Source organism: Thermoleptolyngbya sp. M55_K2018_002, assembly GCF_015295965.1.
GTDB classification, from domain to species: Bacteria; Cyanobacteriota; Cyanobacteriia; order Elainellales; family Elainellaceae; genus Thermoleptolyngbya; species Thermoleptolyngbya sichuanensis.
The window spans coordinates 1-26,559 of record NZ_DVEA01000216.1 but is presented as its reverse complement, the minus strand read 5'-3'; the positions used below and the strand labels follow the sequence as shown (position 1 = coordinate 26,559).

Genomic DNA, 26,559 nt, shown 5'->3' with positions numbered 1-26,559 from the left:
GACTTCAGCAGCCTCGACTTCAGCAGCCTCGACTTCAGCAGCCTCGACTTCAGCAGCCTTGATTTCGGTAAATTCGACTTCAGTAAATTCGACTTCCGGGGATTCCAGCGTGGGGAGGGTGCTGTGAACGGGGCTGGTGGACTCAGTGGCGATCGCCCGAATGCCAGATTTAGCTGCCGATTCTGCGGCAATGGATTCTGCGGCAATGGGTTCTGTGGCAACGGCCGCCCGTCCTCCCACAAGGACTGTGGATAACAATACGCTGCCCAACAGCAAAAGGCGCTGCCATTGGCGGGTAGATTGCAGATCGGATCTCTCGGATTTCATAGACTCACTCCTCAAAAGATGTTCCTCAGCACCAGGGCGATCGCAGCAGCACTAGCAAAGGCACACTGGCAGCTAAACCAATGGCAGCCTAATGGCAATAAACCACACTGCAAGTTGGGAAAGAAATACACCTGAAGTCAGGAAATATCACAGAGAACGGCTCAGCCCTGCGATAGAAGCAGGCGGCAGACGACTGCTGCGGGACTTTGTTTAATAGATGCTTTGAGGCATCGCTTTTTTTCAGAATTTTACAAGGTGATACATATCTTTGCTAGATATGCGCGATACTTTACCAACGATTTCATTTACACTACGGGTGTTTTGGTGAGCGATTCTCAAGGGCAATTGTTCGCTTGGGGATAGACCGTTTTGAGGATTAGATTGAAGATTAGATCTAGGAATTTAGGCTAGCAATTTAGGGTTGAAAATCGGCTGACTCAGGTCGAAAATTTCAGGTTCAAAGGTCTGCATTTGAGTTCTTAAGAATTCCTAATTGACTCGATTGAGATATTTATGATGCATAAATTGGGGCATAACTTTCATGGGGTTCCAGGGTGGCGAAATTGGGCGATCGCCCGATTCTTTGCAATAGGGCGGGGGCAGGCATTTCGCCAACCTCCAGTCAGGCTCGGCGTGGGCGTGGGGCTGGGGCTGCTGCTGAGCCTATTGCTCAACCTGCTCATGGCTCATCGCGTCAGCGCCGCCCAGACGGTCATTCTCCAGTTTCGGGATCAGCGGCTCTCGGTTCCCTATGCCGAACTAGCCACCTTCGCCGCGCAGAAAACCCTCTCGGAGCCGACCCAGGCATTTTTGACTGCGGCAGAGATCGAGCCAGATGAAATGCACCATTGGCTCACGCAGGCGATCGCCCTTCCCAATCTGGATGCGTTGCCAGAGCGCCAGTTTATCTTGCTCCAAGTCAATAAAACCGTGGGTGATCCCCTCGGCAGTGAACGGCTCAGCGACGTGGAAACGGCCTTTCGTCGCGCCCTCCGCAATGACGGCATGTTTTCTGTGCTGGAACTGCTGCAACAGTATCCTCAATCTGCTGTGCGGCTGGAAGTGGGACGGCTGGAGCAAGCCTATACGGATGTGGAACTGGTGGTGAATCGGCTGCTGCCCGTGCTGCGGACGGTGCAAACGCTGCTGCCTGAGTTGGTGTGCGACTGCGCTGCAACGCCTGAAGCCACTCGTCTCAACGTCCAGCCCGGTGATCAGGCTCAAATGGCTGCGGCTGGTTGGACTGAAACGGCTGCGGCGATCGCCCCTGCCATGCACTCGCCCCCCATCCAGTCGTCTTTCCAAGCCACTGCCCTCACTGGGGCGATCGCCAGCGAAAAAAACCGCCTGATCGCAAACACAGGCATTCTTGCCGACACCAGCGCCAGCCCAAAACAGACCGCCAGCGCTCAGGCTGTGCCCCCCCTGCCAGACTTTGCCAATCGACGACTGGTGATTGCCCTGGGCCCGCTGCGCCCTTCCATTAGCATCGGCGAACTGACCACCTTTGCCGAAACGGGCTACCTCTCTCCGGGCTGGCGATCGATGCTGCGGATTGCCAGAATCGCCCCTGCCGATTTGCGGCAAGCCCTAACCCACAAGGTTTCTGCCAACGCAACCCATCTGGATCAAGACCTGAATTCTCTACTGGGAGAATACGCGCTGTTTAAGATTGGCGAGGTGATTCAGACCCCATCCAATCGGGCAAACATTCAGGCGCTACGGTCTGCGCTGGTGCTGTCTGCGGCAGGCGATGGGCAGTTTACGCCGCTGGAATTGTTGCAGCGCTACCCGACCTCGCAAATTGTGCTGAACGGGGCGCGGCTGATTCGCATTGGTCAACTGGTCAATCGCTCTCCCGCAGCGGCCGATGGGGCGATCGCCTTTGAATCGTGGCTGCTAAATCTGCAAGCCTCGGCCGCCGAAACAGTTTGCGATTGCAGCACAATCGCCTCAACCCTGCTTGCCCCTGAAGTGGCGATCGCCCCCGAAAAAGTCGCCGCCTTTTTGCCCGCCGACTGGCAGCCCGTTCCTGCCCACCGGGAAGATCGAGATTTGATCAAAGTCGTCTGGCTGGCGGGCACTCCCTACGACATGGGCTATCAGCACGGCACCCTGCTCCGTGATGAAATTGCCAGCATTGGCGCAGCGCCGCTGCGGGTGGCGCGGCTGGCCAGCGTGGGGCTGGGACTGGGGCGACTGGCCAGAAACCGAGCCTATCCGGAGCTATTGGAAGAATGTCGAGGAATGGCCGACGCAGCCAGCGATATCGGCATCGACATGGACGTTTGCATGATGATGTCCTATGCTGATGTGTTTCAAGAAATTCTCGGCTACACGCTGCCGCGAGAACTGTTTTGGGAAGGCTGCAACCAGTTTGTGGCAACCGATTCCGCCACCCAAGACGGCTACCTCTACCACGGCAGCAGCGTCGATAACGACAAAAACCCAGTCGATTATGTTATCTACAACCCGGTGCTGTTTATCCGGCAGCCGCTCGATGGCTTGCCCCATGTGTTTGTCACCTATCCCGGCGTGATTTGGCCAAATTCTGGGGTGAATGTGGCAGGCATCTCGCTGGGGCTGGATACGGCCCACGCGGCGGATACTACTGAATTGTCGCGGGAAGGGCGCAGCAATGTGCAAATCATGGGGCAAATCTTGAAAACGGCAACCAGCTTTGCCGAAGCCCGCAGCCTGATGAAAACCCAGCCTCGCGTGCGGGGCAACATCATTATGATTACTGACGGCAAATCGCGGGAAGCGGGCGTGTTCGAGTTTACGGGGCGACATTTGGGCGTGCGTCCTCTCCAAGACAACGGCGTGCTTTATACCACCAATCATTTTGTCTTGCCGGAGATGTTTGATCGGCAACCCTTGCCAATCAATCTCTCTAGCGATCGCCGTTTTAGACGACTGGGGCAACTGTTGGAGCCAGACGGCATCAGCTCTCGTCATGGTGAAATTGACCCCACTGTAATGGCAGAAATTTTGCGCGATCGCACCCATCCCGACACGATGGAAGTCAGCCCCTTTGACCTGTTTGACGATGATGCCAGTCCCGGCGGCAACGGCGCACTGCGGCAAGCCATCTTTGACCCCATGCGGCTCAAGGTGTGGATTGCAGCAGGCGACCCGCCCGTCCCTCAAAACCCGTTTCGCTGCTTTGCCATTGGGCAACTGCTGGGGTTCCCCGATGCAGCAGGCTGCAACGCACCGAGCATCCCGTAGACTGAAGCCTTGCTGGCGGCTTTGCGCTGCCTAAGAAATTGCAACCGCGAATGTACGCAGGAAACCTACACAAAAAGCGAGGTTTTCCAGTATCCTGCTGTAATGCATACGGAAATTACTGAGATTTTTTGAAAGCTCTTTCCGGCGTGGTTGGATCGGTTCTCAGAAAACGGGTTGTTTTACAAAGCGGTTTTCTGGAGCGCAACTAGAGGAAACGATTGAGGAAACGGTTATGGTGCAACAATATTTTTCAGAAGAGGAGTGGGCAGTTTTAACGCAAGCGCCTATGCAGGCAATTATTGCGCTGACGCTGGCCGACAAGACCGATCCCGTCTCTTTTATGAAAGAGGTGCAGGCGGGTGTCAAGATTCTGGCGGCTGAGCAGCAGCGTCAGGATCTCCCGCCCGATGGGTTGGTTAATTCAGTCGTCTCAGCGCTGAACGAAGTTGACCTGGCCGATGGCACGCCGGCTGACTCACTGCTGCTCAAAAAAGAGTTTCAAATTCTCCGCTATATTCGTGATTTGAAAAACGCATCCGAAGGACGAAATGCGGCGATCGCCCATTTTGATAAACTCAAGTCGGTGCTGGCGGCGAAGGTGACGGGCGTGCAGGCCAATGAATATAAGGGCTGGCTATTGGCGATCGCTACCAAGGTCGCCGAAGCTGTGAAAGAAGGCGGCTTTCTGGGGATTGGCGGCGAGAAGATCAGCGAAGCCGAAGCCTCGGTTCTCCGCAAGCTCGAAGATGCCTTGACACCGTAGTTCAGCCTTGGTTCACCATTAATTTTGGTGCTAATCATCAGTGCAAAGGTCTGACGGTTTCAACTAGAAAGAACGGCTCCTTTCGCAGTGCTTTAGGGATTCAAGAATAGAGAAGCTGATCCCTTGTAACCGGGCTAGATCGTTTTAACGTTGATTGCATGAATTGGACTAGCTTGTTGCTAGATCTCTTTGATTGATTTTTAAGTAGTTAACCTTGGAGGAGTGACTATGATTGGACTTTTAATTTCGATTTTGGTGTTGGCAATTAGCCTGCTGATTATTTCTAAGCTGCCTCTGGGAATTGACATCGATAATCCCGGTGCAGCCCTGTTTGCGGGTGCCATTATTGGGGTGCTGAATGGCATTTGGTACGCCTTTCCGCAGTTTATTCGCACGGCCTCCTGGCTGTTTACCCTGGGCATTGTGCCGCTGCTGGGTTCGGTCATTGTGTTTGGTCTGGCAGCACTGCTAACTCAAGGCTTCCGCTTGCGCTGGGGCATTGGCAGCGCTATTTTGGGGGCGTTCGCCCTGGCCGTCGTTAGCCGGATTTTGGACGCTATCCTATCGGCGACGGGTCTGCTGCCTGCGGGTGCGGTGTAGGTTATCCCGGTTCAGTCGGTTTCAAGACACGATAAAGCCCGTCACAAGATAAAACCCATCACAAACAGCGATGCCAGTCCTGCTACGATCATCAGCAGGGCTGGCATTGGCTTTCGGGTTTTAATCCAGCGCATAATAAAAACGACCACTAGGGTCCCAGTGATCAGCGCGTCCAGCCCCCGCGCCCAGGGTATGCCTGCCGCCTGCAAGATGCCTGACAAAAGGAGCAGCGCACCGCTGATGCCGCCGGAGATGAGCGAGGGCTGACTGCCCGCCTGCCGATAGCCGATCAGCCCGCCGACCAGTGCCAGCAGCCCGTAGGCGATCGCCGCGATCGCGCTCAACGGAAACCCAATTGAGAAGTTCATTGAGAAGCTCGGCTAAAACTGGTTAAGACTGGATTAGAACTGGTTAAAACGTTGGCGAGCAATAAGCAATTGGCGATCGCACGCTCCCCAGCTCGATCTCCAACTGCTTACTGCCTGCTTAACAGTATTACAGCGTTTGGTGACAAATCCCTGCGCTCTGTAACGCTTGTTTATTACGATTTACCACTACGATGGACGACTATTTGCCGCTGTAGAAGAAGGCAATTTCCTTATCCTTGAGCGGGGCAAAGTCCGCCGCAATCAACATCTGATTTAGCTCTTCCTGGGGAATGTGCTTCGCGCCAATGCGGACAATGCGCGATCGCATCGTGTTACTCACGCCGCTGCGCTGCCGACCCGCCTCCAGTCCCATCACCCGACTGTAGAGGTCTAATTTGGCTTGGGGAATGGGCGACCCGTCAAAATCAATGCCACGGGCGATCGCCTCATCCACTGCATCCGCCCCCGCTGTGGGGGAAGGTTGAGAATCTGTACTCATGGGGTGAAGAGTCCTTCAAAAGTGTTGAACAAAAGTGTTGAAAATTTGGCTTACAGGGAGCATCTTATCAATTCTCGTGGTCTTCCTTCGAAAATCGGGTACTCTCAACTAGGGGTTAAGCACCTCATCGTTTCCGTGCGACTCTACTTTCTACTTCGTGTTTCAACGCTTTCTTGACATTCGTGTGCGGCTTCTAATCAGCCTTGGTCTTGTGTTGGTGGGGGTCGCAGCGCTCCTGTTTACAAGCTCATCCGCTGTTTTAATCAATAGCGCTCGACAAAAGCGCTCGACAAACTGAGACTCGAAACCTGATTGAAAATCTGTCACGAGTCGAACAGGCATTACAAAACCAGCTAGAAACTCTCGGCAATGCGACCAGTGACTACGCAGCCTGGGATGATACCTATGCCTTTGCTCAAGGAAATAATCCTGGTTACGTAGAAGGCTCGATTACGCCGGTCACGTTTACCTCTTCCCAGACAGACTGGCTGGCGATCGCCCTCGATGCAGAGCTTTTCCTGTACATTGCCAGCTTTGACTATGAAAATGAGGAGATTATCCCAGGGGGTAAGGAATTTCAGGAAGCCGTCCAGGCGCTGCCAATCCTGTTTCAGTTCTCTGAGGAACAGCCTAGCCCCCAAGGCATTGCACTGATCTCTGGTCAGGCAACTCTGTTGGCAAGCCGTCCAATTCTTAGAAGCGATGGCAGTGGGCTTGCGGCGGGCACCTTTATTTTTGGGCAAACTCTGGATGCAGAGAAAATTTCTCGGTTAGCAGCCTCGACCCAGCTATCGCTGTCGTTCTACCCTATCACTGCCCTGCCCGATGCTGATCACACAGACGCTTACAAACAGCTTCAGTCCGGGCAAACCAGCGTGATTACTCCACTGAACACGAAGGCGATCGCCGCCTACGGCCTGGTTCTTGACCTCAAGAACCATCCCGTTATGCTGGTTCGAATCGACGCGCCCCGCCTGTTGTATCAGCAAATGCAGCTCAGCCTGCGCTATTTGGCACTATCGCTGCTGGGGGCCAGCACAGTGTCGGGATTCATCATCTGGCGGCTGCTAGAGCGATCGCTCCGATACCTGCGAGAGCGCGATCGCATCCAGCAAGCCCTCCAGCAAGAAGCCGCCCTGCGTCAGTCAGAACTGCGCTACCGCGAAAAAGCCGAAGAACTCGAACGCACCCTCCAGGAACTTCGCAAAACCCAGGCCCAACTGCTCCAAAGCGAAAAGATGTCCGGCTTAGGGCAACTCGTCGCAGGCATCGCCCACGAAATCAACAACCCCATCGGCTTCATCTACGGCAACATCACCCACGCCCGCCAATATGCCCATGCTCTGCTCAACCTCATCGATCTCTATCAGCAGCATATTCCCGATCCCCCACAACCCGTGCAAGAGGCGCAAGCCAGCATGGATCTACCCTTCATCACTGCTGATTTGCCCAGAATTTTCAACTCCATGCGGGCAGGAGCCGAGCGCATCCGCATTATTGTTCTCTCGCTCCGCACCTTTTCCCGCATGGATGAGGAGGGACTAAAACGGGTCGACATTCACAACGGCATCGATAGCACGCTGCTGATCTTGCAGCATCGGTTTCAGACTTCTGCCCGTGGCTCTGTCATTCAAGTCACGACCAACTACGGCGATCTGCCTCCTGTAGAGTGCTACCCCAGCCAAATCAACCAGGCGGTTCTGAACATCCTCAACAATGCCATAGATGCCCTTCAGACCCCTCAAATTCCCAGTGGATTCCTAGCAGATTCCTCCCAGCCCCTAATCCATATTCAAACTCGATATCTGGAGAACAAGGAGGGCAAAGGAGGCAAAGCGGGTAAGGAGGGAAGCACTGATGGACACATCCAAATCCGCATCTCCAACAACGGTCCCCCAATCCCCGAAGATCTCCAACCCCGCCTGTTCGATCCCTTCTTCACCACCAAGCCCGTCGGCCAGGGCACAGGTCTCGGACTCGCCATGTGCTACCAGATCATCGTCGAAACCCACCACGGCATCCTCCGTTGTAATTCGGCCCCAGGACACCACACCGAATTCATCATTCAAATTCCTGTATCCCAGACAACCAAACGGTTTAAGGCATAAAGAAAATCTTTGATGAACTGCCCTTTCTAAAAAACTTGTCTACTCTGATAAGGAACAGACAGTCCCAAAAATCTATATAAAGCCTTGGGGTCGTGTGGGCTTTGCCTGCATTCGTCCTTTGTGAAGCGCTTTGGAATTTGGTTCGGCGTTGTCCAGCAGTAAGCAAGTAGGCAGAATCTATGGCACAGAGCTTTGGTCTCATTGGTTTGGCCGTGATGGGCGAAAACCTCGCACTCAACATCGAGCGCAACGGCTATTCAATGGCGGTCTACAACCGCACTGGTTCGGTTACAGAAGAATTTATGAGAACGCGGGCCGCAGGGAAAAACTTCGTCGCCTCCTACACCCTGCCTGAGTTTGTGCAATCCCTGGAGCGCCCCCGCAAAATCCTGATCATGGTCAAGGCTGGTGCCCCTGTTGATGCCGTGATCGAACAGCTCAAGCCCTTGCTTGAACCCGGCGACATGATCATCGACGGCGGCAACTCCCTCTACGAAGACACCGAGCGTCGCGTCAAGGATTTGGAATCCACCGGATTGCGCTTTATCGGCATGGGCGTGAGCGGTGGCGAGGAAGGCGCGCTCAACGGGCCGAGCCTGATGCCCGGCGGCACCGAAGCCGCTTATCGCGAAATTGAACCCATTGTCACCAAAATCGCCGCCCAAGTAGACGACGGCCCTTGCGTCACCTACATTGGCCCCGGCGGCTCCGGGCACTACGTCAAGATGGTTCACAACGGCATTGAATATGGCGATATGCAGCTCATTGCCGAAGCCTACGACCTGCTGAAAAATGCAGGCGGACTGACCAACGAGCAACTCCACGCCGCCTTCGCCGAGTGGAACACCACCGACGAACTCAACTCGTTCCTGATCGAAATTACCGCCGACATCTTCCAGAAGATTGACCCCGATACAGGCAAGCACCTGGTGGATTTCATCCTGGATGCGGCTGGGCAAAAAGGCACGGGTCGCTGGACGGTAATGAGCGCCCTAGAACTGGGTGTCAGCATTCCCACCATCATCGCAGCGGTGAATGCCCGAATCATCTCCTCCATCAAAGAAGAGCGGGTTGCAGCATCCAAGGAACTGACGGGGCCCAGCGGACTCTATGAAGGCGACCAGCAAACTTTTATTAACATGGTGCGGGATGCGCTCTACTGTTCCAAGATTTGCTCCTACGCCCAAGGCATGGCGCTGCTGGCCAAGGCTTCGCAAGAGTTTAACTACAACCTGAACCTGGGCGAAATGGCCCGCATCTGGAAGGGTGGCTGCATCATCCGCGCAGGCTTCTTGAACAAAATCAAGAAAGCCTACGACGAGAATCCTGCTCTCCCGAACCTGCTGCTGGCTCCAGAGTTCAAGCAGACTATTCTGGATCGTCAGGCGGCCTGGCGTGAAGTTATTATGACCGCTGCTAAGGTTGGCATTCCGGTGCCCGCCTTCAGCGCCTCGTTGGACTATTTCGACAGCTACCGCCGCGCCACTCTGCCGCAAAACCTCACCCAGGCTCAGCGCGACTACTTTGGGGCACACACCTACCAGCGCATCGACAAAGCAGGCACGTTCCACACCGAATGGGCCCCCGAAGCGCCCGCACTGGCTAGCGTCAGCTAAGGGTTAGAAGCGCTTTTCCTGCAAGAAACCGCCGCTTGGGTTGCCAGGCGACGGTTTTTTAATTCTCAAAATTTTTTAGTTCTAAAAATTTTGAGGTTTGCAGCGCAGCACTCAGAGATTCGTAGCAGACTGGCAGCAGTCAGAACTATCAGCAGTCAGAACCATCAAAAATTCTGGAAGCTTTGACCAGGATAATAGTCGTCCTTAGTTCCTGCCGTCCGCCATTGCAATCCACCATGTAGCTATTCCACCACACCCAAGACCGGTGCTTTGGCGCTGGAAACAACCTCATCGAGCAATCCACCTGCATAGGTTGAGGAATGCGTGAGCGCAAATTGCTGATAAGACGTTTGCATTTGAGCATTCACGGCAACAGTCTTGGCATCATACATCTGCATGGCAGGCTTGGGATATAGCCCGATCGCCACAATCAGCGCTAAGAAGCAAACGGCGATAAACAATTCTCGCGGCTTAGCATCCTCAAATTTCGCATCTGCTGGCAACACGCAGTTGGTTCCAAAGCAGGCAGCTTCCTCATTGCCCTGACGCTTCATTTCAAAATCGCCCAAGTCACAGGACGGAACCACGTCGCACATTAGCTCAGCGCTCGTGCCAAAAAAGACCTGACGCAGCATTGACAGTAAATAGATTGGCGTAAGGATTAGGCCGACTGCGGAGAGAAACACCGTTACCGTGCAGAAGGTAGAACCGTAGACATCGCTCGTCGTCATGCCCATGAATACGGCGATTTCTCCAGCAAATCCGCTCATTCCGGGCAGCGCCAGCGAAGCCATTGCGCCAGCCGTGAATAGGGCAAACACGCGAGGCATCACCTGTCCGATGCCGCCCATCTTGTCCATCATCATGGTGTGGGTGCGGTCGTAGGTTACGCCAGCTAGGAAGAACAGCATCGAAGCAATCAGCCCGTGAGAAATCATTTGCAGCATTGCGCCGCTTACGCCGATATCGGTGAAGGACGCGATGCCTAGCAGCACAAAGCCCATGTGGGAAATGGAGGAGTAGGCAAGGCGACGTTTCATGTTCGTCTGCCCGAAGGAATTGAGCGCACCGTAGACGATGTTGACTGCACCAAGGATAGCCAAAACCGGAGCAAAGTAGACGTGAGCGTTGGGCAGAAGCTCCATATTCAAACGGATTAGCCCATAGCCACCCATTTTCAGCAGCACACCTGCCAGGATCATCGACACTGGGGAGGAAGCTTCGCCGTGAGCATCGGGGAGCCAAGTGTGCATCGGGAAGATGGCCAGCTTAACGCCGAAGGAGATTAGCAGCCCTGCGTAGAGCAGCAGTTCCATTGGCAGGGAGAAGTCCTTGAGGCGGAGGGCGGCAATGTCAAATGTAGTGGTGTTGCCGGAGAAAGCCATTGCCAGACCGGCCACTAGAATGAAAATAGAGGCGATCGCCGTGTACATGAGAAACTTCGTCGCCGCGTACCGACGGTTTTGCCCGCCCCAGATGCACACCAGCAGGTATACGGGAATTAGCTCCACCTCCCACATAATGAAAAACAGCAGGAGATCCTGAGCAACAAACACGCCCACCTGCGCCGCGTATAGCACCAGCATCAGCGCGTAGAACAGGCGCGGTCGCCGATCGACACCCCAAGCGGCAAACATCGACAGCGTGGTCACAAAGCCAGCCAGCAGCACCAGCGGCACCGACAAGCCATCCACCGAAACCGTCCAGCTTAGCCCAAGCTGCGACATCCACCCGAAGGTTTCCACCATCTGAAAGTCTGCGACAGTGGGGTCATAGTGAGTCCAGAAGGCGAAACACATCAGCACAAAGTCCGCCAACCCCACAGCGAGGGCGTACCAACGGACAATTCTGCCGTCTTTGTCCGGCAGCAAGGGAATCAGGAGCGCAGCTACCAGGGGCAGCAGAACGATGGAGGTTAACCAGGGAAAGTCGGTCATGGCGATGAAGCGAATGTAATGAGAATAAATACCTATTGGTCTTGTAAAGTTATTTTACTAAACTTTTCGACTTGCACACACCAATTTTTTCAAGGCGAATCAGTATTAGATTTTGGGTCAACCTTAGAGAGAACTCTGGGTTTTTGTCAGAATCGAGGAATTTCTCTCTCAAAACATTCCTTACCCAAACATTCCTCACCCAAACATTCCCCAGAGCGTCCTTAAATGCCCCAAATGGGATGAAATTTAGGCAGAGAGAGCCTATTTCATGAAGCTTTTATATAAATCCAGTGCAGTTGTCCCCTGTTCTGGGCATTCTGAACCAAGATCAGGACAGATAGTGAACCTCCGAGCTATGGCTTTTTCTGACCCTTCTCACCAAATTTCGTCCGAGCAGACCGCCAGCCGCACGCCCGACCGCTTTCGCCCGGCGACCGATTTCCCTAGAGACGTGTCCCAACTTCAGCGGTCAGAGCTAGAGCGCACCTACCTGGAAATGCGAGAGTGCCTAGTTTTTACTAATCGCAGCCGGGGGCAACTGCTTCGCCGCAACGAGGAGCATAAGCAAACGTCGCTGCAACTCAGGGCAGATGTTGCCAAGCTGCAAGTGTCTATCCAGAAGCTAGCGCAGGAAAAACAGCAGCTTGCTGCTTCGAGCCAAGAACTGCTGCGAGGAATGGAGCAAGAACTGATGGCGATGGGCAGTCGCCTGGAAACGCTGTCATCGGCCTTCGATGCGGTGGCGGATGTAGAAACGGCAGACCGGATGCAGTGGAGCTTTTTGACGCTGCCGCAGCGGTTTTTGAATTTCCTGAATGCGGTTCGCGGTATTGTAAACTGGTGGCGCGAGGAGCAGGGCATTGAACCTACGCCGCCACAGCCTGTGCTGCCTTCTGCGGAGCCAAAGCTGACCCCAGAAGAGGAGGCGCAGAAGCGGAAGGATGATTCGCAAATGTACACAGACCAAGCTTCTGTTGGGCGATCGCTCCTTGATCGATAACTCTCATGGGCAAGAAGCGCATCAACCAACTGCTGAACCAGCTCAAGGAAAACCAGCAGGCCGAACTCCGCAACGCCGCCGCGATTTACTCTGTGGCACAGATTGCGGTGGATGAACTGGAGGCGATCGCCACAGGTGATTTACACAAGCCAGAACGGGCAATTCCCGCAGGGATTGCTTCGCGAATCGCCCCTGAGACTCCAGCGCCCGCCTTGCCTGCGGCCGTGCCAACCCAACTCACTCAAGCGGAACTGCTGCAACGCTACGGTTCGTATAACGGCTGTCGCAGCGCGGCCAAAAAGTTGGGCATTCACTTTCCTAAAAACCCTAGCTGGCCCCAACTTATCGCTGCTTTTTCCTACATCGATGCGTTTCGCCAACTCATCCATGACTACGCGCAACAGCAGGAGATTCGCAATCTTTCTGGTGTCTGGTTCACAGTCACGCTGAAGTAGGCCAGAGCAACCCAGATGAGACCTCAATGTATGTATAGTGCATGTATAAAGTAAACCCTTCAGCCTAGTAGCTATCCGGATTTCTGCGGTTCGCATTTGTTTCTCTCTATATCGAGTCGCTGAGGCAGACAAGCAGAAAATGGACAGATTAATCGTAAAGCTGATCGGGCTGGCGCTTCTGGTAGGTGGAATCTACTTCCTGGGCAAGAACGTGTTTTTTGCAACTAGCCTAGCCTTTTATTGGCGCAATCTTCCGGCGACGGGTTCGCTGCTCTGTCTGATGGGCGGCGTGGCCTCACTGATTTTTTTCCCTCGTCAAACCGGGAGTTTGGGCTGGGGGCTGCTGGCCGTGGGCATTTTGCTGGTCTTTTTCAGCGGGGGTGCATACTTGCTGCCCACCAGCCTGTGGCATTTTGTGGTGTCTTTTGGGGCGATCGCCGCTGGTTTCAAGCTCTTCACCGAGGAGCGCGTCCGATTTTAGCATTCCCGTCTTTCGGGGCCAATCGAGGTTCAGCTATCGCTAACTCAGCGAAAAAACAGGCAAAAACAAGCAAAAACAGCAGTGGGGCAAGAAACTGGCTTTCTCACCCCACTGCCTAAAATTTATGTGCCATGCGTACATCACACGTACACATGAAGTACTAGACTAAGCCTCAGCTTTAAGCCTGCGATGCAAAGACTTGCTGCAAAGACATATCGAGGCTTAACACTAAACTCGTAGCTGATGTCCAAACCTAGCGGAAACGGCGCTTCCGACGAGCCATAATCGCCTTGCGCTTGCGCTTTTCCAGAGGAGTCTCGAAGTGACGGTGGCTCTTCACATCGGCTAAGATTCCCGCCTTGGAAACCTGACGCTTGAACCGTCGCAGTGCCGACTCAATCCCTTCGTTTTCTCCTAAGACCACCTGGGTCATGCAAAACACTCCTTAACTGATTGAACTGATTGCAGAAAATTGTTTAGTCATTTCTCTAAGAATACCGCGTTTTATCCATCCTGTGCTACCCTTACCGCGCAGTTTGAAAGGCTAGCATGGGAAGGCGCTTATGAAGAACTGAACAAAGCCGGAAACCCGGCAGCGTTGTGATTTGAGGGCAAGTGATTTGAAGTTAAGCGGGTTGAGGTCTAGAAATTAAGTTAAGAAGGACAAATCGACGGAGCCAAAATTAACGCTGAGCGCTACGTTTAGATTTTCCAGCGCTTCAATGAGCCAGCTCACTGCATCACGAGAACAAGATTCGTAATGGCTGAATAAAATTGAGAAGCGCCGTTCCAGGGCGGGCTTGACTTTGCGACACAGCAGCACAATCTTGAGCAGTAGTCCTGTCGTCAGCATCGGGCCAAGATTCGTCAACAGATCTACGAAGACAAAATGCTTAGGGTGCTGAGCGCTGTCTACCACCAGGAAATTCAGCAGATGACTACAGGTGCGAACGAGCAAGAAGTCGTTAAGGCGCTGGTCGTCGCTGTCGGGCATGATGTTCTTTAGATAGCCGTAGAGCTGGTTGTTGAACTGTCTGCGCCCATACTCCGGATCGACGGATGACGTGATGTATTCGTACAGGTCGTTCTTAAAATCGGCGAAACAGTGTGTGTAGTTGCTCTGGGCCAGAAAATTTTGAGCCAAATCTTTGTAGCTGCGGTTTCCTTCGATTTTGCCGGTGTAGTGGCGCACCACGCGATTCAAGTCTTGATCTTCTAAGAGGGTGGGGTTAGAGACTGGGTGAATCAGTCGAGGAGTCGAAGGCGTGGCGATCGCCCCCACAAAGGCATTTTCGGCCGCCCGATCTTGACGCACCTGATAGGTCAGGTACTGCGACAGGTCAACCTCAAACTTGTGCTGCCGCGATGCCCGTACTTGGCGAACCGTGTTCTGCTGCTCACGGGTGCAGTCTTCGCTGATCAGGCAATGCTCGTACAGGTAGGGATAGCGCGGAATCAAAGTGCCTAGGGGCCGTTGTCCGTTGCCCTGCTGCGCCTCGGCAGCCTCGCTCAACACTTGGGCCAGGCGACGTAGTGTCAAATACTGCTCAGTCTCGGTGAATTGGCGAGTCAACTCCCGGAGGCGGCGGAGCGATCGCGAGCGGTGGATGCTGATCTGGCTCTGGGCTTGGGCAGCATTGTTTTCAAACAGTTCAATCAGCTTGGGGATAGCCAACTGAGACTGCGATCGCGCCTGCCAGCGGTTAATCAAGATGTGGCAACAGCGGTTTAAGACGTAGCGAAATTCGTCGGACGCAAGACGAGAGGCTGTGACCTTATCAAGCGCCGCCACGATATCGGGATCACTATAGCGAGAGCCATCAATAAACAGCGCATGAAAGCGATCAACCATCTGCTCTGGTGTTTCATGCTCAATCCAGTGCAGGAGATGGTCGTAGATCGTCTGCTCTTCTTGGCTAATCTGCCGATAATAGTGATCAACTTGCGTGGTTACCACAACCTAATGCTCCCTTGTCAAACCCAGCCTCAAACTCAGCTTCCGAACCCGCTAAAGCGAACTGTGATAGTAGATAAACCCCAGTGACCAAGCAGCGACTTAGCGGCTAGAACTCAAATGTGAAACCCGAAGTGCAAATTGAGAGCTGCGCTGAGAGCAATACCGAAAGCAACACATTCCTGGCATTGAGCCTTGCCGTCGATCTCTGCGTAACTTGCTGCTTAACCTTTGCATATATTTACCCGATTGCACTAAATGCTATCAGAGGCTTTTACGCCTTCGGTGTGACTGAAGTCACGCCAAGCTTAAAGCTTTGATGAACTTCATTGGCGAGATCCTGACATCTGTCAAGGAACCCCATGCGTCTTACTATCTACGCTTTGCGTGGGGGTTATGCAAAAACACCAGCCCTCGAATACTGAATTCTCCTGTCGATGTTTGTGTATCAAGTTCTAGAGCGAGACCCCGTGATAATCTGTATTTTTTAAAGCTTTTGTCAAGTTTTCAAGTTGAACTGTAACCCAAGTCGGCAAGTTCTGTATAGAGGGGACGAATGTTTTAGCAGAATAGATTCCGTCTAAACCTGCCTCTTTGCTCATCCCGATGGGTTCATCTGCCGCGCAGACAGGCGGCATCTAACACTGTCCATTCCTCAGCTTGCAAAACTTGGCAGCGGTTGATGCGTCTCGCCAGGATGGGTTTTGCGGTTTGCAGATTAGCTTGGGCTTCGGTCAGTGCCTCCGGATATTGGCGAAACTTGAGGGCTTGCAGCGTGCCGGGACGAAATGTAGCGCGGGAGATCAGCCAAAAGTCGATGCTGTAGCGATCGATCGTGGCTCGCAGCAGCGCTGGATCGAGGGTGTATTGGGCGCGAATCAGGTCGATCGCCCGCTGGCGCATCTGCTGTCCGTAGGCTTTGTGGTAGGGGATGGCGTATTCTCGCCCGAACAAAATCGAGCGACCGGAAAAGACGGGAATGAAGTCAGCTTCGTCCTCCAGAGTGGCAATCACAATATCCTTTGGCTGTTGGGCAAAGAATTCGTACAGGGCGGGGGCACGACCCACCCGAAACTCGTCGGCGGGAAAGGGCGTAATATAGCGCGGATAGAACCAAACGCTGGCGGCGATCGCCCCTATTCCTGTCAGCAGCACACCCGCAGGCAGCCATCGCACCCGTGCCATCGACCACCAGCGCAGCCCCGCCTCCAGCAGCAGCACCAGGGCGATCGCCGCCGCAAAGCACAGCACAAACCGCAGCGTATAGCCTGTGTAGCGACTGGGCAGGTGCAGCCGAAATAGCAGCGCGTGGGCCGCCGCAAACAGCACCAGTGCCGCTGCCACAATCCGCAGTAGCAGTCCTAGATTTTTCACCTGATGCACCAGCGGCGTGGGCAGCTTCCACAGCAGCAGCGGCAAAAACACGCCCAGCCCCATGAGCGGCGGCTTGAAGGTGGGAAACAGCCCGCTGCGATGTCCCGACAGCCAGAACAGGGTGGCATCGTCCAGAAAGAAGCGACCGCGCCCGTCGCCCAGAAATTCCGGGTCGTCCAGCACGTCGGCTGCGGTCAGCGCCGGGCCGTAGGGATTGGCCGCCAGCAGGTAGGGCAGCAGTGTCGCCACTGTGATCCCCAGTCCGATGCCCAAGAACACCCAGTCGGCGCGGCGGCGCGTCAGATTCAATCGTCCTTTGTGCCACTGTAGAACCGAGAACACTAGCACGCCGCCGCACACCAGCGCGTATTGCGGGTAGAACAGGCCCATGAGGGCGATCGCCAGCCAGCAGCCCCAGCTTCGCCGCAGCAGCGTGTAGAGAAACGCCAAAAACAGCGGAATCATGAAGGCGCGGGGCGTGGCCGATGCCAGGTCATCGTGGGACCAAAACACCAGATTAAGCAGCACCGCCGCAAAAAAGCCGCCGATGGGTACAGGGAGAAACTGCATCGCCAGGCCAAAGCCAAAGCCCGTCGCCACCAGCGCCAGCACGGGCGGCAGCAGCTTGCTGAGCAGCAGCGGGTCGATGCCCAGCGCCGCAAACAGCCGATAGAAAGTGGTGAACCCCCAGGGCGCAACGGACTGAAAATAGTCGGCAATCAGGTCATTGGCAAACAAGTCGGGGTCTAAAAACCGCTGCATCCAGAACAGGTGCTGCCGCGCATCATCCTGCACCACGTATTCGGCGCGAAAGGCCCGTTGCAGCACTAGGCTGCTGTAGGCGATCGCCACCAGAAAGCTTGCCCCCAGCCAAAACCATCGACTGCGGCGCGTGTTTGCCAGAAGCGGGTGAGCATTGGGCAGGTGCATCACGCCGGATTCCTCCGCAGGCGGTTCAGCGTTAGCACACAGTTGGTGTCGATCACGCGATAGGTTGAGTCTTCGTATCCAATGCAGCGCCGGGGAATCCGCGAGAGCGCCGGAACTACGCCGCTTTTAATCTGGGTGGGTAGATCGCCAATGCGGTCAGCGTATTCCACCAGCGACGGATTCAGCCGGAAATAGCCGGGACGAAAGGCATTGCGCTGGAGTAGCCAGAAATCGACCTGCTGCCGCTGAATGAACTGCTTGAGTGTGTCCAGGCTGGGGGTGTATTGCGCCTGGATCAAATCGAGCGATCGCCCCACGACCTCGTTGTAGTAGCCCAGGTGATAGGGAATGGCGTAGCCCTTGCCGCCCGCCACGAGCGATCGCCGTGTAAAGCTGGGCAAATTGTTCATCTCTGGCGCGATGGAGGCGATGCGGATGTCCTTGGGCTGCGCCGCCAAAAATTCATACAGTTCCGGTTGCGCTGTGCCGATTACGTAATCCGTGATGGGGTAAGCATTTTCGTTGATTCGCAAAAACAGCGGATAGCCCAGCAGCAGTGCCGTTAGCAGACCCGCCAGTCCCAGCGGAGCCAGCCGCACCCGCGCCGATTGCACCCACCGCAGCAGCGCATCGAAAATTAGCGCCAGCCCAATTCCCGCCGCCAGAATCGCCACCACGCGAAAGGTATGCTCGGTATAGCGGTTGGGCAGGTGCAGCTTGAACCGAACCAGATAAGACAGGACATAAAGCGCAACGGAAGCGGCGATCGCCTGTCCCAAAATATAGGCATTGCCATTCACCCATCGCGCCAGCGGAAACCGACGGGGAAACCGCAGCAGCACAGGCAGCAGCAGCGCAAAAATGACCTGCGGCAGCCCAAACCGCACCCGACTCAGGGGAATCGGCGGCGTGGTGGGATCAGTGTCTTCGGGGTAGAGCCAGTTGAGCGGGCCATAGTCCACCGAACACCAGTCGCCGGGGAGCATTCCCGCTCGTTTGCCGCAGAGCCAGTAGCGGAGGTAGTACTCAAACGGGTCAGAGAGATAAAACTCTGACCAGTTCGGCTCCCAGAAGGTGGGCATTTGCAGCGACTCGGCGGCGGAAACGGTTGGGCCAAAGCCGTGGTTTCGCAATCCGTAGGGCAATAGGACAAAGAAGGCAACGATCAGTCCGGCGATCGCCCGTCGATAGTGCTGGCGGTCATAGGTCAGCCCCGGCCGCCAGCCATCAAACCGCAGCAGCCGCACCAGCAAAATGCCGCAATAGACAAACAACACCTGTGGGTAAAACAAGCCCTGAAGCGCGATGATGCCCAACAAGGGCAGAAATTTTTGCCGCAATAAGAAATAGAGAAACGCAAAGAAAAACGGGTAGACAAAGGCAACCGGGGTCGCCGACACAATATCGTCCCGCATCCAAAAGCCCTGATTTAGCAGCAGCGCCGACAGAAACCCAGCAAACGGCACGGGCAAAATCTCCAGCACGGTGATAAAACACAGCGCCGTCGTCGCTACCGCCAGCACGGGCGGCAGCAGCTTGTGCAGCAGCAGCGGATCAATACCCAGCTTGGCAAAGATCCAGTAGAGCGTGGTGTAACCTTTGGGCGCGACGGCTTGAAAATAGTCGGCGTGAATATCGTTGGGAAATAGATCCGGATCGACAAAGCGCAGCATCCAGGTAACGTGCTGTCGCGCATCGTCCTGCACCACGTAGGCATTGCCAAACGCCTGAAACAGCGCAGGCAAATAATACAGCAGCGACACCAGCAGGCTCAGCCCCAGCCAAAATCGGACGTGCGGTTCCCACAGGGATCGCTTTGCGAATCGCGGCATTTTATCGACTGCCGTCGTCAGAGCAGGCGGGTAAAACCAGGGACGAGAGAATGACATGGCAGAGCAAGGTTACAAAACTTTGCGGACGCGACCCAGAGTAGTGTAATAGTACCTTAGGTTTTGACGGAAGCCATGAGTACCCTCGGCAAGGATTTTCAGAGAGAGTTTGGGAAGAATATTCGAGACACCCTTGCAGCGACTCAATCGCTCTGGCTGCCTGTGCTGCTGCTGGTAGGATTGGTCAGCCTGCGATGTCTCCTGGCTGGCAACATGGGCCAGGTGAATGAAACCAACATCCTCCCCTTTGCCCGACAGCAGGCGAATCCCGACTGGCTTCCCCAGGATTGGTACCTGAATCAGCCCCCTGGCTATCGCGTTCCGTTTATTGCGATCTTTGGACGGATGGCGGATGCTTGGGGGTTCCTACCCACGTCGATTATGGGCAGGCTGCTGGGCTACACGGGGCTATCGGCGGGGCTGGTCTTTCTCAGTCGTCGCATCGGGCTGAGTGTGCCGCTGCTGCTGCTGTCTATGATTTTGTTCCTCTATGTCAACACGGGCCTGAGCGGCGCGTCGGGGGCGCAGGGCACCGTATCCCGCGAGTGGCTATTTGGCGGCATCGAGCCAAAGATTCCTGCCTACACTTGCATTTTGTTTGCCATTGGGCTGCTGCTGGAGGGGCGCATCGGGCTGGCAGGGCTGCTGCTGGGCGTGGCGACTTCGTTTCATACGCTGGTGGGCGGCTGGGCGTTTCTCAGCGCAATGGCGTGGCTGCTGCTGTGGCGGCGCGACCTGCTCCGCAACTGGGGAAAAACGGCCAAAATGCTGGCGCTGTATGCGGTGGGTGCGGTGTTTTCGATTCGCCCTGTGCTGCAACAGTTGACCACGACAACGCCGGAGGGGCGCTTTTCGGAATCCTTTGTGTATGTCTTCATCCGCACGCCGCACCATCTCAATCCGCTGTCGTGGAATGGAGGCTGGTGGCTCAAGCCTGTGACGCTCTTGGCGATCGCCCTCGGCAGTGCCTATCTGCTGCGAAGCATTGCCAAACAGCGGCGACAGTTGCAGACTCCAACGCACCGGGCGCGGATGGGTCTCACTGCTTTTCTGCTGTGCAGCCTGATTCCCTTTGCGGCGGGCTTGCTGGCTGCGCCGTTTGATACGGAAGGCAAGTTTTTGCAATACTACCCGTTTCGGTTTGGCGACATCATGCTGCCGCTGAATGCGTGTCTGCTGGGGTGCTGTGCGCTGGAGCAGGCGTTTGGCACTGGGCCAGCAGGACAGGCGACCCAACGACTGCGGCGCGTGAGCTTGTGGATTGTGGCGGCGGTGTGCGCGGCGCAGGCGGTGGTCTTTGGGCAGCAGGCGATCGCCCTGCAAGAGTTTCCTGGCCGTGCCCAGCGCATTGATGAAAACGGCAAGGAACTGTGTACATGGATTCAGCAAAACACGCCCCGCGACGCAATTTTCGTGACACCGCCTGTAGATCTTGACAACTTTCACTGGCTGGCAGAGCGGGCCACGATTGCCAAATTTAAGCTCGTACCGCCCTCGTCGGTCGGGATTCCGGAATGGATTGACCGCCTGACGCGGCTGAGCGGTGATGTCGATCCGTGGGTTGATATCCGGCGCGATCGCAACAATAGCCTGGACATTCAGCGACGTATGACTCACGGATACCAAAACCTGTCCACCGAGAAGGCGATCGCCCTCATGCAGACCTACAACGCCGCCTATTTCTTATCCAAAGGGCGACCCAAACTCGATCTCCCTGTGGTGTACCAAAATGAAGATTATGCGCTCTACGCAGCGCCAAATGCGTCTTCCCCAAGCGGTGTCTTGGTTTCGCCACCCTAGAGATGCCCCAGAACCACCCTAAATTTCTTGCGATCGCCATTCCCATCAGGGCCCTTATGCACATCGCCGAAACGCCAGGTTCCGTGAGTCAACGCCTGTCCCCAATGGTTCCGACCTGGCTTCGCTATGCCGTCATAGCGCTGATTGTCGCGGGCATTGTCTTCCGCTTCATCAACCTCAGCCAAAAGGTCTACTGGACAGACGAAGCGCTGACTTCGCTGCGATCGTCGGGGCATACCAAAGTGGAGTTTGTGGAGGAGCAGTTCACAGGTGAAGTGATTTCGCCCGAAGCGGTGATGCGCTATCAAAGCCTGGAGCCAGAAAACGGCTGGGGGCACACGCTAGCGGCGCTGATGGGCAATGCCGAACACACGCCGCTGTACTTTTTGGGCGTGCGCGGCTGGATGGAGCTATTTGGCAGCGGGTCGGGCGCGGTGCGGTCACTGTCGGCGGTGTTTGGCGTGCTGGCGTTTCCCTGCGTGTTTTGGCTGGCGCTAGAGTTGTTTCAATCACGAGCAGCGGCGTGGGTCAGCCTGGGGCTATTTGCCATCACGCCGCTGCATATTTTGTATGCTCAAGAGGCGCGGCCCTATAGCCTGTGGACGCTGTGCATCCTGCTGTCGAGTGCGGCGCTGCTGCGGGCGATGCGGGTACGAAGCTGGCAAAGTTGGGCGATTTACGGGCTGAGCGTGGCGCTGGGGTTGTATACACAGCTTTTGTTTGCGCTGGTGGCGATCGCCCATTGTCTCTACGTCGTCAGCATCGAGCAAATCCTGCACAAACGGCGACTGACGGATAATGCCCTGGCCTACGGCTGGGCGGCTGGCGCGGCCCTGTTCTCGCTGTCGCCGTGGATGGTGCTGCTGGTGGTGCGGGCCGACCGCATCCGCGATACGACTGCCTCGCTGAGCCAGGTTACGTCCCTTGAGCAGTTGATCAATCGCTGGTTTCTAGCGCTGAGTCGCGCCTTCGTCGGGATTGACCTGGCGGCCGCGAATGGACTCCTGGTGCTGCTAGTGGTGTGGGCGCTGGTGGTGCTGTGTCGCCAGACGGGGCTGCGCTGCTGGCTGCTGGTGCTGCTGCTGGTGGCGGTGCCGTTTTTGGGGCTGGCGCTGCCGGATGTGCTGCTGGGTGGCTCGCGCACGATTCGCATCCGCTACCTGATTCCGTCGTATGTCGGGCTGCAACTGGCGCTGGCTTACCTGTTTACCAGAGCGCTGGTGCGTCCCCAGTCCTGGCAAAACTGGCTGTGGCGTGGGGTGCTGGGTGTTCTCATGGCGATCGCCCTCAGCAGCAACCTTGACAGCGCCAACTCTGACCTGTGGTGGAACAAGAGCATTTCCCGCAGCGCCTACTATCTGCCCGTTGCCGAGATGATCAACCGCGAGGCTAAACCATTGGTGATCGCCGATCGCCATCCCAGCGCCATTCTCGCCTTTAACCGTCGGCTCGATGCCCATGTGCGGCTGCAACTGGTGGGCGATCGCGATCGCTTTGAGGTGGCGCGGGGCTATAAACCCGTCTTTCTGCTCAATCCTTCAGAAAAACTGCGAGATTCTCTAGAAAGTCGGGGCTATCGGCTCAAAGTTGCCTACCGAGATCCCCACGCTCCCGACGCTGATGCCGATCGTCTATGGCAAGTCCGCCGCCCCGCCAAGGCGCAGCCCCTCCAGCAGAAGCCGTCCTCAGCCCCGGCGAACCTCCCGCGCGACGCTGAGGGATTGTCCGAGGAAGGGTAGGCCGGCGATCGCCGGAATGAAATAGCGCGACGTACACAGCACCCCCAGCGCCGCCGCCGTCGCCGCGTTGAAATAGGGCGCATAGAACAAAATCAGCGCCGCGTCTCGCGTGCCCACGCCCGCAAAGGTCAGCGGCAGCAACCCCGCCAAAATCGCCAGCGGCGACAGCGCCAGGTTCGTGACAAACGGCACCCACGCCTTGAGCGCCAGAATGAAGAACCAGATTTGCAGCAGGTGCAAAAACCAGATGAAGATTGACAGTGCTGAAATTTTTGCCAGGTGAGGGCGATCGCCCCAAAAATAATCGTGCATCTCCTGCCAGGAATGGCTCAGCGTCACCAGCTTTTTGCCCAGCTTCTTCGGCAAATGCTGCTCTGCCTGTCGGAAGAAAAACTGGGCAAAGCGCGGCCAGCCCAGCAGCAGCAGTCCCAGCAGCAGTCCACTCAGCACGCTCACCGTCATCACCCAAAACAGCCAGTCCTTTTGGGGATAGAGCAGCAGCCCAAACACGCACCACAACAGCAGCGACAGCATATCGCAGGCTTTTTCAAACACCACCAGCGACAGCGCCAGGGAACCCGTCAAATGCCCACGATCGCGCATGAAATAGGCCTTGGCAATATCCCCCATCTTCGACGGCAACACCATATTTAGAGAACTCGCCGCCAAAATAAGCTGATTGGCCTCCCAAAAGCCCAGGCGGGAGAGTTCAGGTTTCAGGTTCCAGGGATCAGGCATCAAGTCCGGCTCCAACGCCTGACTTCTAACCTCTAACCCCGATCCCCTAGAATCCGGCATCAGCATTTGCAGCCGCCACGCCGTCAGCATCGTCAGCGGAATCACCATACCCAGGCTGATCGCCATCCAGAGGCGATCGCACTCACGAAATACCCGAATTAGCCCAGCGAAGTCAATCTTCCAGTAGATCAGCAGCAGAATCACGCCGCTGACAAGAATCGAAACCAGTCTTTTCATGCGTGTCTCATCATGCCAGTCTAGCCGCAGCGTTTTGGGCGCTGATATTGGGTGCTGATGCGTTGCGGTCAGTGACTAAGCCGCAGCGCTCAGATCCGCTTGATTATGACATGAGAGAGTAGGAAGTTTTTGGCCCGAATCAAACCAGCACCGAGAGCCGCCAGACAGCAAGCAGAGCAAGGAGACGAGCGGGAGTTTGATGGGTTAAGCGGCGATCGCCCGTGCGCCAATAAAAGTAGAAAACTTTTCCATCAAGTCAGGATTACGCCACCCTTTGGCTGTCTCCTCCATCATGATTTTCAACGCTTCTTCGGGTGAAAACGCCGACTTGTAGGGACGCTCACTGGTCAGCGCGTCATAGATATCGATCATCTGGAAGATCTGAGCCAGGTAGGGAATCTCATTACCCTTCAGCCCATCGGGATAGCCCGACCCGTCCCAGCGCTCATGATGATGACGGATAATCGGAACAACTCCCTGCATGGTTCGGAGCGGCTGGCAGATGCGTTCACCAATCAGCACATGCTGGCGCATGATAATCCATTCTTCTGCGGAAAGCTGACCAACCTTCAGCAGCACCGCGTCTGGAATGCCGACTTTGCCGATATCATGCAGATAGCCGCCCCACATCAGATCGCGGACTTCTGTCCGCGAGAGGCCCAGAAACTCACCAAAGGACTTGCCCAGTTGGACCAGTCGCTCGCAATGGTCGCCCGTATTGGGGTCTCGACTCTCAATGGTGCGGGCAATCGAGAACAGCACCTGACCCGCATGATCCAGATCCTCGTTCAGCCGCTTTTGGCGAACCAAAGAATTCACGCGGGCCGACAGTTCTAGCTGATCAAACGGCTTCGACAAAAAATCATCGCCGCCGGCCTCAATGCCTCGCAAGCGGGCGCGGCGATCGTTCAGCGCGGTAACAAAGACGACCGGAATCAGGCGTGTATGCTCATCCTGCTTGAGCTGGCGGCAAACCTCGTAGCCGTCCATTCCTGGCATCATCACGTCCAGCAGAATCAGGTCTGGATTAGCCTGCGCCACGCAGTTCAGCGCGGCAGTGCCGCTGTCTGCCTCTAGCACGTCGTAGCCTTCCACCGACAAAAGCGCAACTGCTGTCATGCGGCTTGATGGGTGGTCGTCTACGACAAGGATCCTAGGCTTTTCAGAGTCGGAGTAGTTCACAGGAAGATCTCGCTTTCGCTCACTGGAGGGGCTAGTAAGATTCTGGAGCGTAGAGTTTCTATGTGTTGAGCTTGGGGAAGACGCTCGAATAGCTCATGATTCTTTCAGTATGTTGAATGACTGAACACCAGAGATCAGGTTTTTTACGGAGATTTTCTGCATTTAAGGCTTAACAAGTCTGCCAGGGAGGTAACAGAATTTATAGTTTTAGACTGGAGAGTTAGACCAAACCTAAATGTAGTCTATACAACGCTGCATTTTCCCAAATCAGAGGATTAAGGGGTTTTTGGGGTTCATACTGCAACACTAGGAAACAGCCAAGAGGCGCTCCCTCTCTGTGGAATTAATAAAAAAACTGACAGGACTTACGCACTTGCGATCAATTTTCTGGGTTTTGGACGATTTCTCGTAGGCGCAGCCCGCGAGAAATCGTCCAACTGCGTAAGTCCTAACTGATTAAAAACCCAAATGAAAGCGGCGAGAACAGCAAGAATAGCAAATCATAGCAAATCAATGTATCGCAGTCTTGAATGACTTCTAAACTACGAATCTTCATTCGCTTTTCTAGCTGGAATCGTTTTTAATGCCTCAGGATGACCAGAGACTAGCGAGAGATTAACCACTTGTATTTTAGAGATTTCTTCCAAGTATCTGTAGCGGTGACCAGTGATAGCGGATTTGCGGTGGATATGCTGGTGGCATCGGCAACTGGGACGATGCTCTACGCCCGTTTCGCTTTACCTGTGCCCTGCCTACAGCCCAATGTACCCACGCCCAGTCCGTGCCCAACCGAATTTACCTCAATTGGAAAATATACCTTGAATGGCTGAAGAGATTTCACGAAGGATTTCACAAGGGATTTCACAAGGGGTTTCACACGGGGTTTCACCCGATCCCGTTCCTAGCCCTGCTGCTGTCGTGACCGCAGACTGGCTGCTGGATCATCTGGCTGATCCGGGGGTGGCGATCGCCGACTGTCGGTTTTCGCTGATGGAGCCAGATCTGGGGCGGCAGCAGTATCACCAAGGTCACATTCCAGGTGCGGTGTATTTTGACCTGAATGCTGACCTGTCGGGGCCCGTGCAGCGCCACGGCGGCCGCCATCCCCTGCCCCACCCAGACGCTCTGGCGCAAACCCTGGCGGCAGCGGGCATTACCCGCGGCGAAACCTGGGTGATTGCCTATGATGACTCGCGGTTGGGCTTTGCGTCTCGGTTTTGGTGGCTGCTGCGGTATCTGGGTCATGATCGGGTGGCGGTGCTAGACGGCGGCTTCGCGCACTGGCAGGCGGCAGGATATCCTGTGACAGCGGCGACTGCGCCCAGCACCCC

20 protein-coding genes and 1 pseudogene are annotated in these 26,559 nt (G+C 55.4%); 11 read left to right on the top strand and 10 right to left on the bottom strand.

Annotation, left to right across the window (positions count from 1 at the left end; translation table 11 throughout):
* Positions 1 to 327, bottom strand: a pseudogene (locus IGS51_RS10725) (hypothetical protein); the annotation flags it as partial.
* A gap of 513 nt (positions 328 to 840) precedes the next feature.
* Here IGS51_RS10725 and IGS51_RS10720 point away from each other — a divergent pair.
* The 3 genes from IGS51_RS10720 (at position 841) to IGS51_RS10710 (ending at position 4,921) form a co-directional block, all read left to right on the top strand.
* Positions 841 to 3,558, top strand: a complete 2,718-nt coding sequence (locus tag IGS51_RS10720) for a C45 family autoproteolytic acyltransferase/hydolase (protein WP_297078389.1) — start codon at positions 841 to 843, stop codon at positions 3,556 to 3,558.
* A 232-nt stretch (positions 3,559 to 3,790) separates the two neighbouring features.
* Positions 3,791 to 4,321, top strand: a complete 531-nt coding sequence (locus IGS51_RS10715) for a hypothetical protein (protein ID WP_297078388.1) — start codon at positions 3,791 to 3,793, stop codon at positions 4,319 to 4,321.
* A 228-nt stretch (positions 4,322 to 4,549) separates the two neighbouring features.
* Complete coding sequence (locus IGS51_RS10710; RefSeq protein ID WP_297078387.1) at positions 4,550 to 4,921, top strand: phage holin family protein; 372 nt, start codon at positions 4,550 to 4,552, stop codon at positions 4,919 to 4,921.
* A 41-nt stretch (positions 4,922 to 4,962) separates the two neighbouring features.
* Here IGS51_RS10710 and IGS51_RS10705 read toward each other — a convergent pair whose 3' ends face one another.
* Both IGS51_RS10705 and IGS51_RS10700 read right to left on the bottom strand, forming a co-directional pair.
* Positions 4,963 to 5,289, bottom strand: coding sequence for a TMEM14 family protein (locus tag IGS51_RS10705; RefSeq protein ID WP_297078386.1), 327 nt, complete (start codon positions 5,287 to 5,289; stop codon positions 4,963 to 4,965).
* A gap of 199 nt (positions 5,290 to 5,488) precedes the next feature.
* The gene (locus IGS51_RS10700; RefSeq protein WP_297078385.1) at positions 5,489 to 5,788 is read right to left on the bottom strand and encodes a DUF4090 family protein; all 300 of its coding nucleotides are present in this window, start codon (positions 5,786 to 5,788) and stop codon (positions 5,489 to 5,491) included.
* A 266-nt stretch (positions 5,789 to 6,054) separates the two neighbouring features.
* On the opposite strand from IGS51_RS10700, the gene IGS51_RS10695 reads away from it, so the two are divergent.
* Together IGS51_RS10695 and gndA are read left to right on the top strand one after the other, a co-directional pair.
* Entirely contained in the window at positions 6,055 to 7,896 is a 1,842-nt protein-coding gene (locus tag IGS51_RS10695; RefSeq protein ID WP_367279316.1) for a CHASE4 domain-containing protein, read from the top strand.
* Between the two features lie 179 nt (positions 7,897 to 8,075).
* Positions 8,076 to 9,512: an NADP-dependent phosphogluconate dehydrogenase gene (gene gndA, locus IGS51_RS10690; RefSeq protein WP_172358397.1), complete on the top strand. Its 1,437-nt coding sequence runs from the start codon at positions 8,076 to 8,078 to the stop codon at positions 9,510 to 9,512.
* Positions 9,513 to 9,754: 242 nt separating this feature from the next.
* Here gndA and IGS51_RS10685 read toward each other — a convergent pair whose 3' ends face one another.
* A complete protein-coding gene (locus tag IGS51_RS10685) occupies positions 9,755 to 11,449 on the bottom strand; it encodes an NAD(P)H-quinone oxidoreductase subunit 4 (RefSeq protein ID WP_297078384.1) in 1,695 nt (564 codons plus the stop codon).
* A gap of 355 nt (positions 11,450 to 11,804) precedes the next feature.
* On the opposite strand from IGS51_RS10685, the gene IGS51_RS10680 reads away from it, so the two are divergent.
* The 3 genes from IGS51_RS10680 (at position 11,805) to IGS51_RS10670 (ending at position 13,385) form a co-directional block, all read left to right on the top strand.
* Entirely contained in the window at positions 11,805 to 12,449 is a 645-nt protein-coding gene (locus IGS51_RS10680; RefSeq protein ID WP_297078383.1) for a hypothetical protein, read from the top strand.
* A gap of 5 nt (positions 12,450 to 12,454) precedes the next feature.
* On the top strand, positions 12,455 to 12,904 hold the full coding sequence (locus IGS51_RS10675; protein WP_297078382.1) for a hypothetical protein: 450 nt from the start codon (positions 12,455 to 12,457) through the stop codon (positions 12,902 to 12,904).
* Between the two features lie 139 nt (positions 12,905 to 13,043).
* Positions 13,044 to 13,385, top strand: coding sequence for a hypothetical protein (locus IGS51_RS10670; protein WP_068509875.1), 342 nt, complete (start codon positions 13,044 to 13,046; stop codon positions 13,383 to 13,385).
* A 253-nt stretch (positions 13,386 to 13,638) separates the two neighbouring features.
* On the opposite strand, the gene rpsU is transcribed toward IGS51_RS10670, so the two are convergent.
* From rpsU to IGS51_RS10650, 4 genes are all read right to left on the bottom strand, one after another.
* Entirely contained in the window at positions 13,639 to 13,818 is a 180-nt protein-coding gene (gene rpsU / locus IGS51_RS10665; RefSeq protein ID WP_058881784.1) for a 30S ribosomal protein S21, read from the bottom strand.
* Between the two features lie 216 nt (positions 13,819 to 14,034).
* Entirely contained in the window at positions 14,035 to 15,342 is a 1,308-nt protein-coding gene (locus tag IGS51_RS10660) for a hypothetical protein (protein ID WP_297078381.1), read from the bottom strand.
* A gap of 609 nt (positions 15,343 to 15,951) precedes the next feature.
* On the bottom strand, positions 15,952 to 17,646 hold the full coding sequence (locus IGS51_RS10655; RefSeq protein WP_297078380.1) for a hypothetical protein: 1,695 nt from the start codon (positions 17,644 to 17,646) through the stop codon (positions 15,952 to 15,954).
* The gene (locus IGS51_RS10650; protein ID WP_297078379.1) at positions 17,643 to 19,532 is read right to left on the bottom strand and encodes a hypothetical protein; all 1,890 of its coding nucleotides are present in this window, start codon (positions 19,530 to 19,532) and stop codon (positions 17,643 to 17,645) included. Before IGS51_RS10650 ends, IGS51_RS10655 begins: the two co-directional genes overlap by 4 nt.
* Before the next feature lie 75 nt (positions 19,533 to 19,607).
* Here IGS51_RS10650 and IGS51_RS10645 point away from each other — a divergent pair, with 75 nt between their 5' ends.
* Together IGS51_RS10645 and IGS51_RS10640 are read left to right on the top strand one after the other, a co-directional pair.
* Complete coding sequence (locus IGS51_RS10645; protein ID WP_297078378.1) at positions 19,608 to 21,332, top strand: DUF6798 domain-containing protein; 1,725 nt, start codon at positions 19,608 to 19,610, stop codon at positions 21,330 to 21,332.
* A gap of 56 nt (positions 21,333 to 21,388) precedes the next feature.
* Positions 21,389 to 23,071, top strand: coding sequence for a glycosyltransferase family 39 protein (locus tag IGS51_RS10640; protein ID WP_297078377.1), 1,683 nt, complete (start codon positions 21,389 to 21,391; stop codon positions 23,069 to 23,071).
* Here the strand turns inward: IGS51_RS10640 and IGS51_RS10635 are convergent.
* A complete protein-coding gene (locus tag IGS51_RS10635; RefSeq protein WP_297078376.1) occupies positions 23,018 to 24,046 on the bottom strand; it encodes a lysylphosphatidylglycerol synthase transmembrane domain-containing protein in 1,029 nt (342 codons plus the stop codon). The genes IGS51_RS10640 and IGS51_RS10635 overlap by 54 nt on opposite strands.
* 204 nt (positions 24,047 to 24,250) lie before the next feature.
* Positions 24,251 to 25,228, bottom strand: coding sequence for a two-component system response regulator (locus IGS51_RS10630; protein WP_297078375.1), 978 nt, complete (start codon positions 25,226 to 25,228; stop codon positions 24,251 to 24,253).
* 918 nt (positions 25,229 to 26,146) lie between these two features.
* On the opposite strand from IGS51_RS10630, the gene IGS51_RS10625 reads away from it, so the two are divergent.
* The coding region (locus IGS51_RS10625; protein WP_297078374.1) for a sulfurtransferase at positions 26,147 to 26,559 on the top strand (413 nt) is incomplete at its 3' end.

What these genes read in the sequence shown, in the direction of transcription:
- IGS51_RS10705 (WP_297078386.1), bottom strand. Translation starts at nt 5,289, where the DNA reads ATGAACTTCTCAATTGGGTTTCCGTTGAGCGCGATCGCGGCGATCGCC.
- IGS51_RS10650 (WP_297078379.1), bottom strand. Translation starts at nt 19,532, where the DNA reads ATGTCATTCTCTCGTCCCTGGTTTTACCCGCCTGCTCTGACGACGGCA.
- gndA (WP_172358397.1), top strand. Translation starts at nt 8,076, where the DNA reads ATGGCACAGAGCTTTGGTCTCATTGGTTTGGCCGTGATGGGCGAAAAC.
- IGS51_RS10700 (WP_297078385.1), bottom strand. Translation starts at nt 5,788, where the DNA reads ATGAGTACAGATTCTCAACCTTCCCCCACAGCGGGGGCGGATGCAGTG.
- IGS51_RS10685 (WP_297078384.1), bottom strand. Translation starts at nt 11,449, where the DNA reads ATGACCGACTTTCCCTGGTTAACCTCCATCGTTCTGCTGCCCCTGGTA.
- IGS51_RS10675 (WP_297078382.1), top strand. Translation starts at nt 12,455, where the DNA reads ATGGGCAAGAAGCGCATCAACCAACTGCTGAACCAGCTCAAGGAAAAC.
- IGS51_RS10720 (WP_297078389.1), top strand. Translation starts at nt 841, where the DNA reads ATGATGCATAAATTGGGGCATAACTTTCATGGGGTTCCAGGGTGGCGA.
- IGS51_RS10640 (WP_297078377.1), top strand. Translation starts at nt 21,389, where the DNA reads ATGCACATCGCCGAAACGCCAGGTTCCGTGAGTCAACGCCTGTCCCCA.
- IGS51_RS10710 (WP_297078387.1), top strand. Translation starts at nt 4,550, where the DNA reads ATGATTGGACTTTTAATTTCGATTTTGGTGTTGGCAATTAGCCTGCTG.
- IGS51_RS10715 (WP_297078388.1), top strand. Translation starts at nt 3,791, where the DNA reads ATGGTGCAACAATATTTTTCAGAAGAGGAGTGGGCAGTTTTAACGCAA.
- IGS51_RS10680 (WP_297078383.1), top strand. Translation starts at nt 11,805, where the DNA reads ATGGCTTTTTCTGACCCTTCTCACCAAATTTCGTCCGAGCAGACCGCC.
- rpsU (WP_058881784.1), bottom strand. Translation starts at nt 13,818, where the DNA reads ATGACCCAGGTGGTCTTAGGAGAAAACGAAGGGATTGAGTCGGCACTG.
- IGS51_RS10670 (WP_068509875.1), top strand. Translation starts at nt 13,044, where the DNA reads ATGGACAGATTAATCGTAAAGCTGATCGGGCTGGCGCTTCTGGTAGGT.
- IGS51_RS10635 (WP_297078376.1), bottom strand. Translation starts at nt 24,046, where the DNA reads ATGAAAAGACTGGTTTCGATTCTTGTCAGCGGCGTGATTCTGCTGCTG.
- IGS51_RS10645 (WP_297078378.1), top strand. Translation starts at nt 19,608, where the DNA reads ATGAGTACCCTCGGCAAGGATTTTCAGAGAGAGTTTGGGAAGAATATT.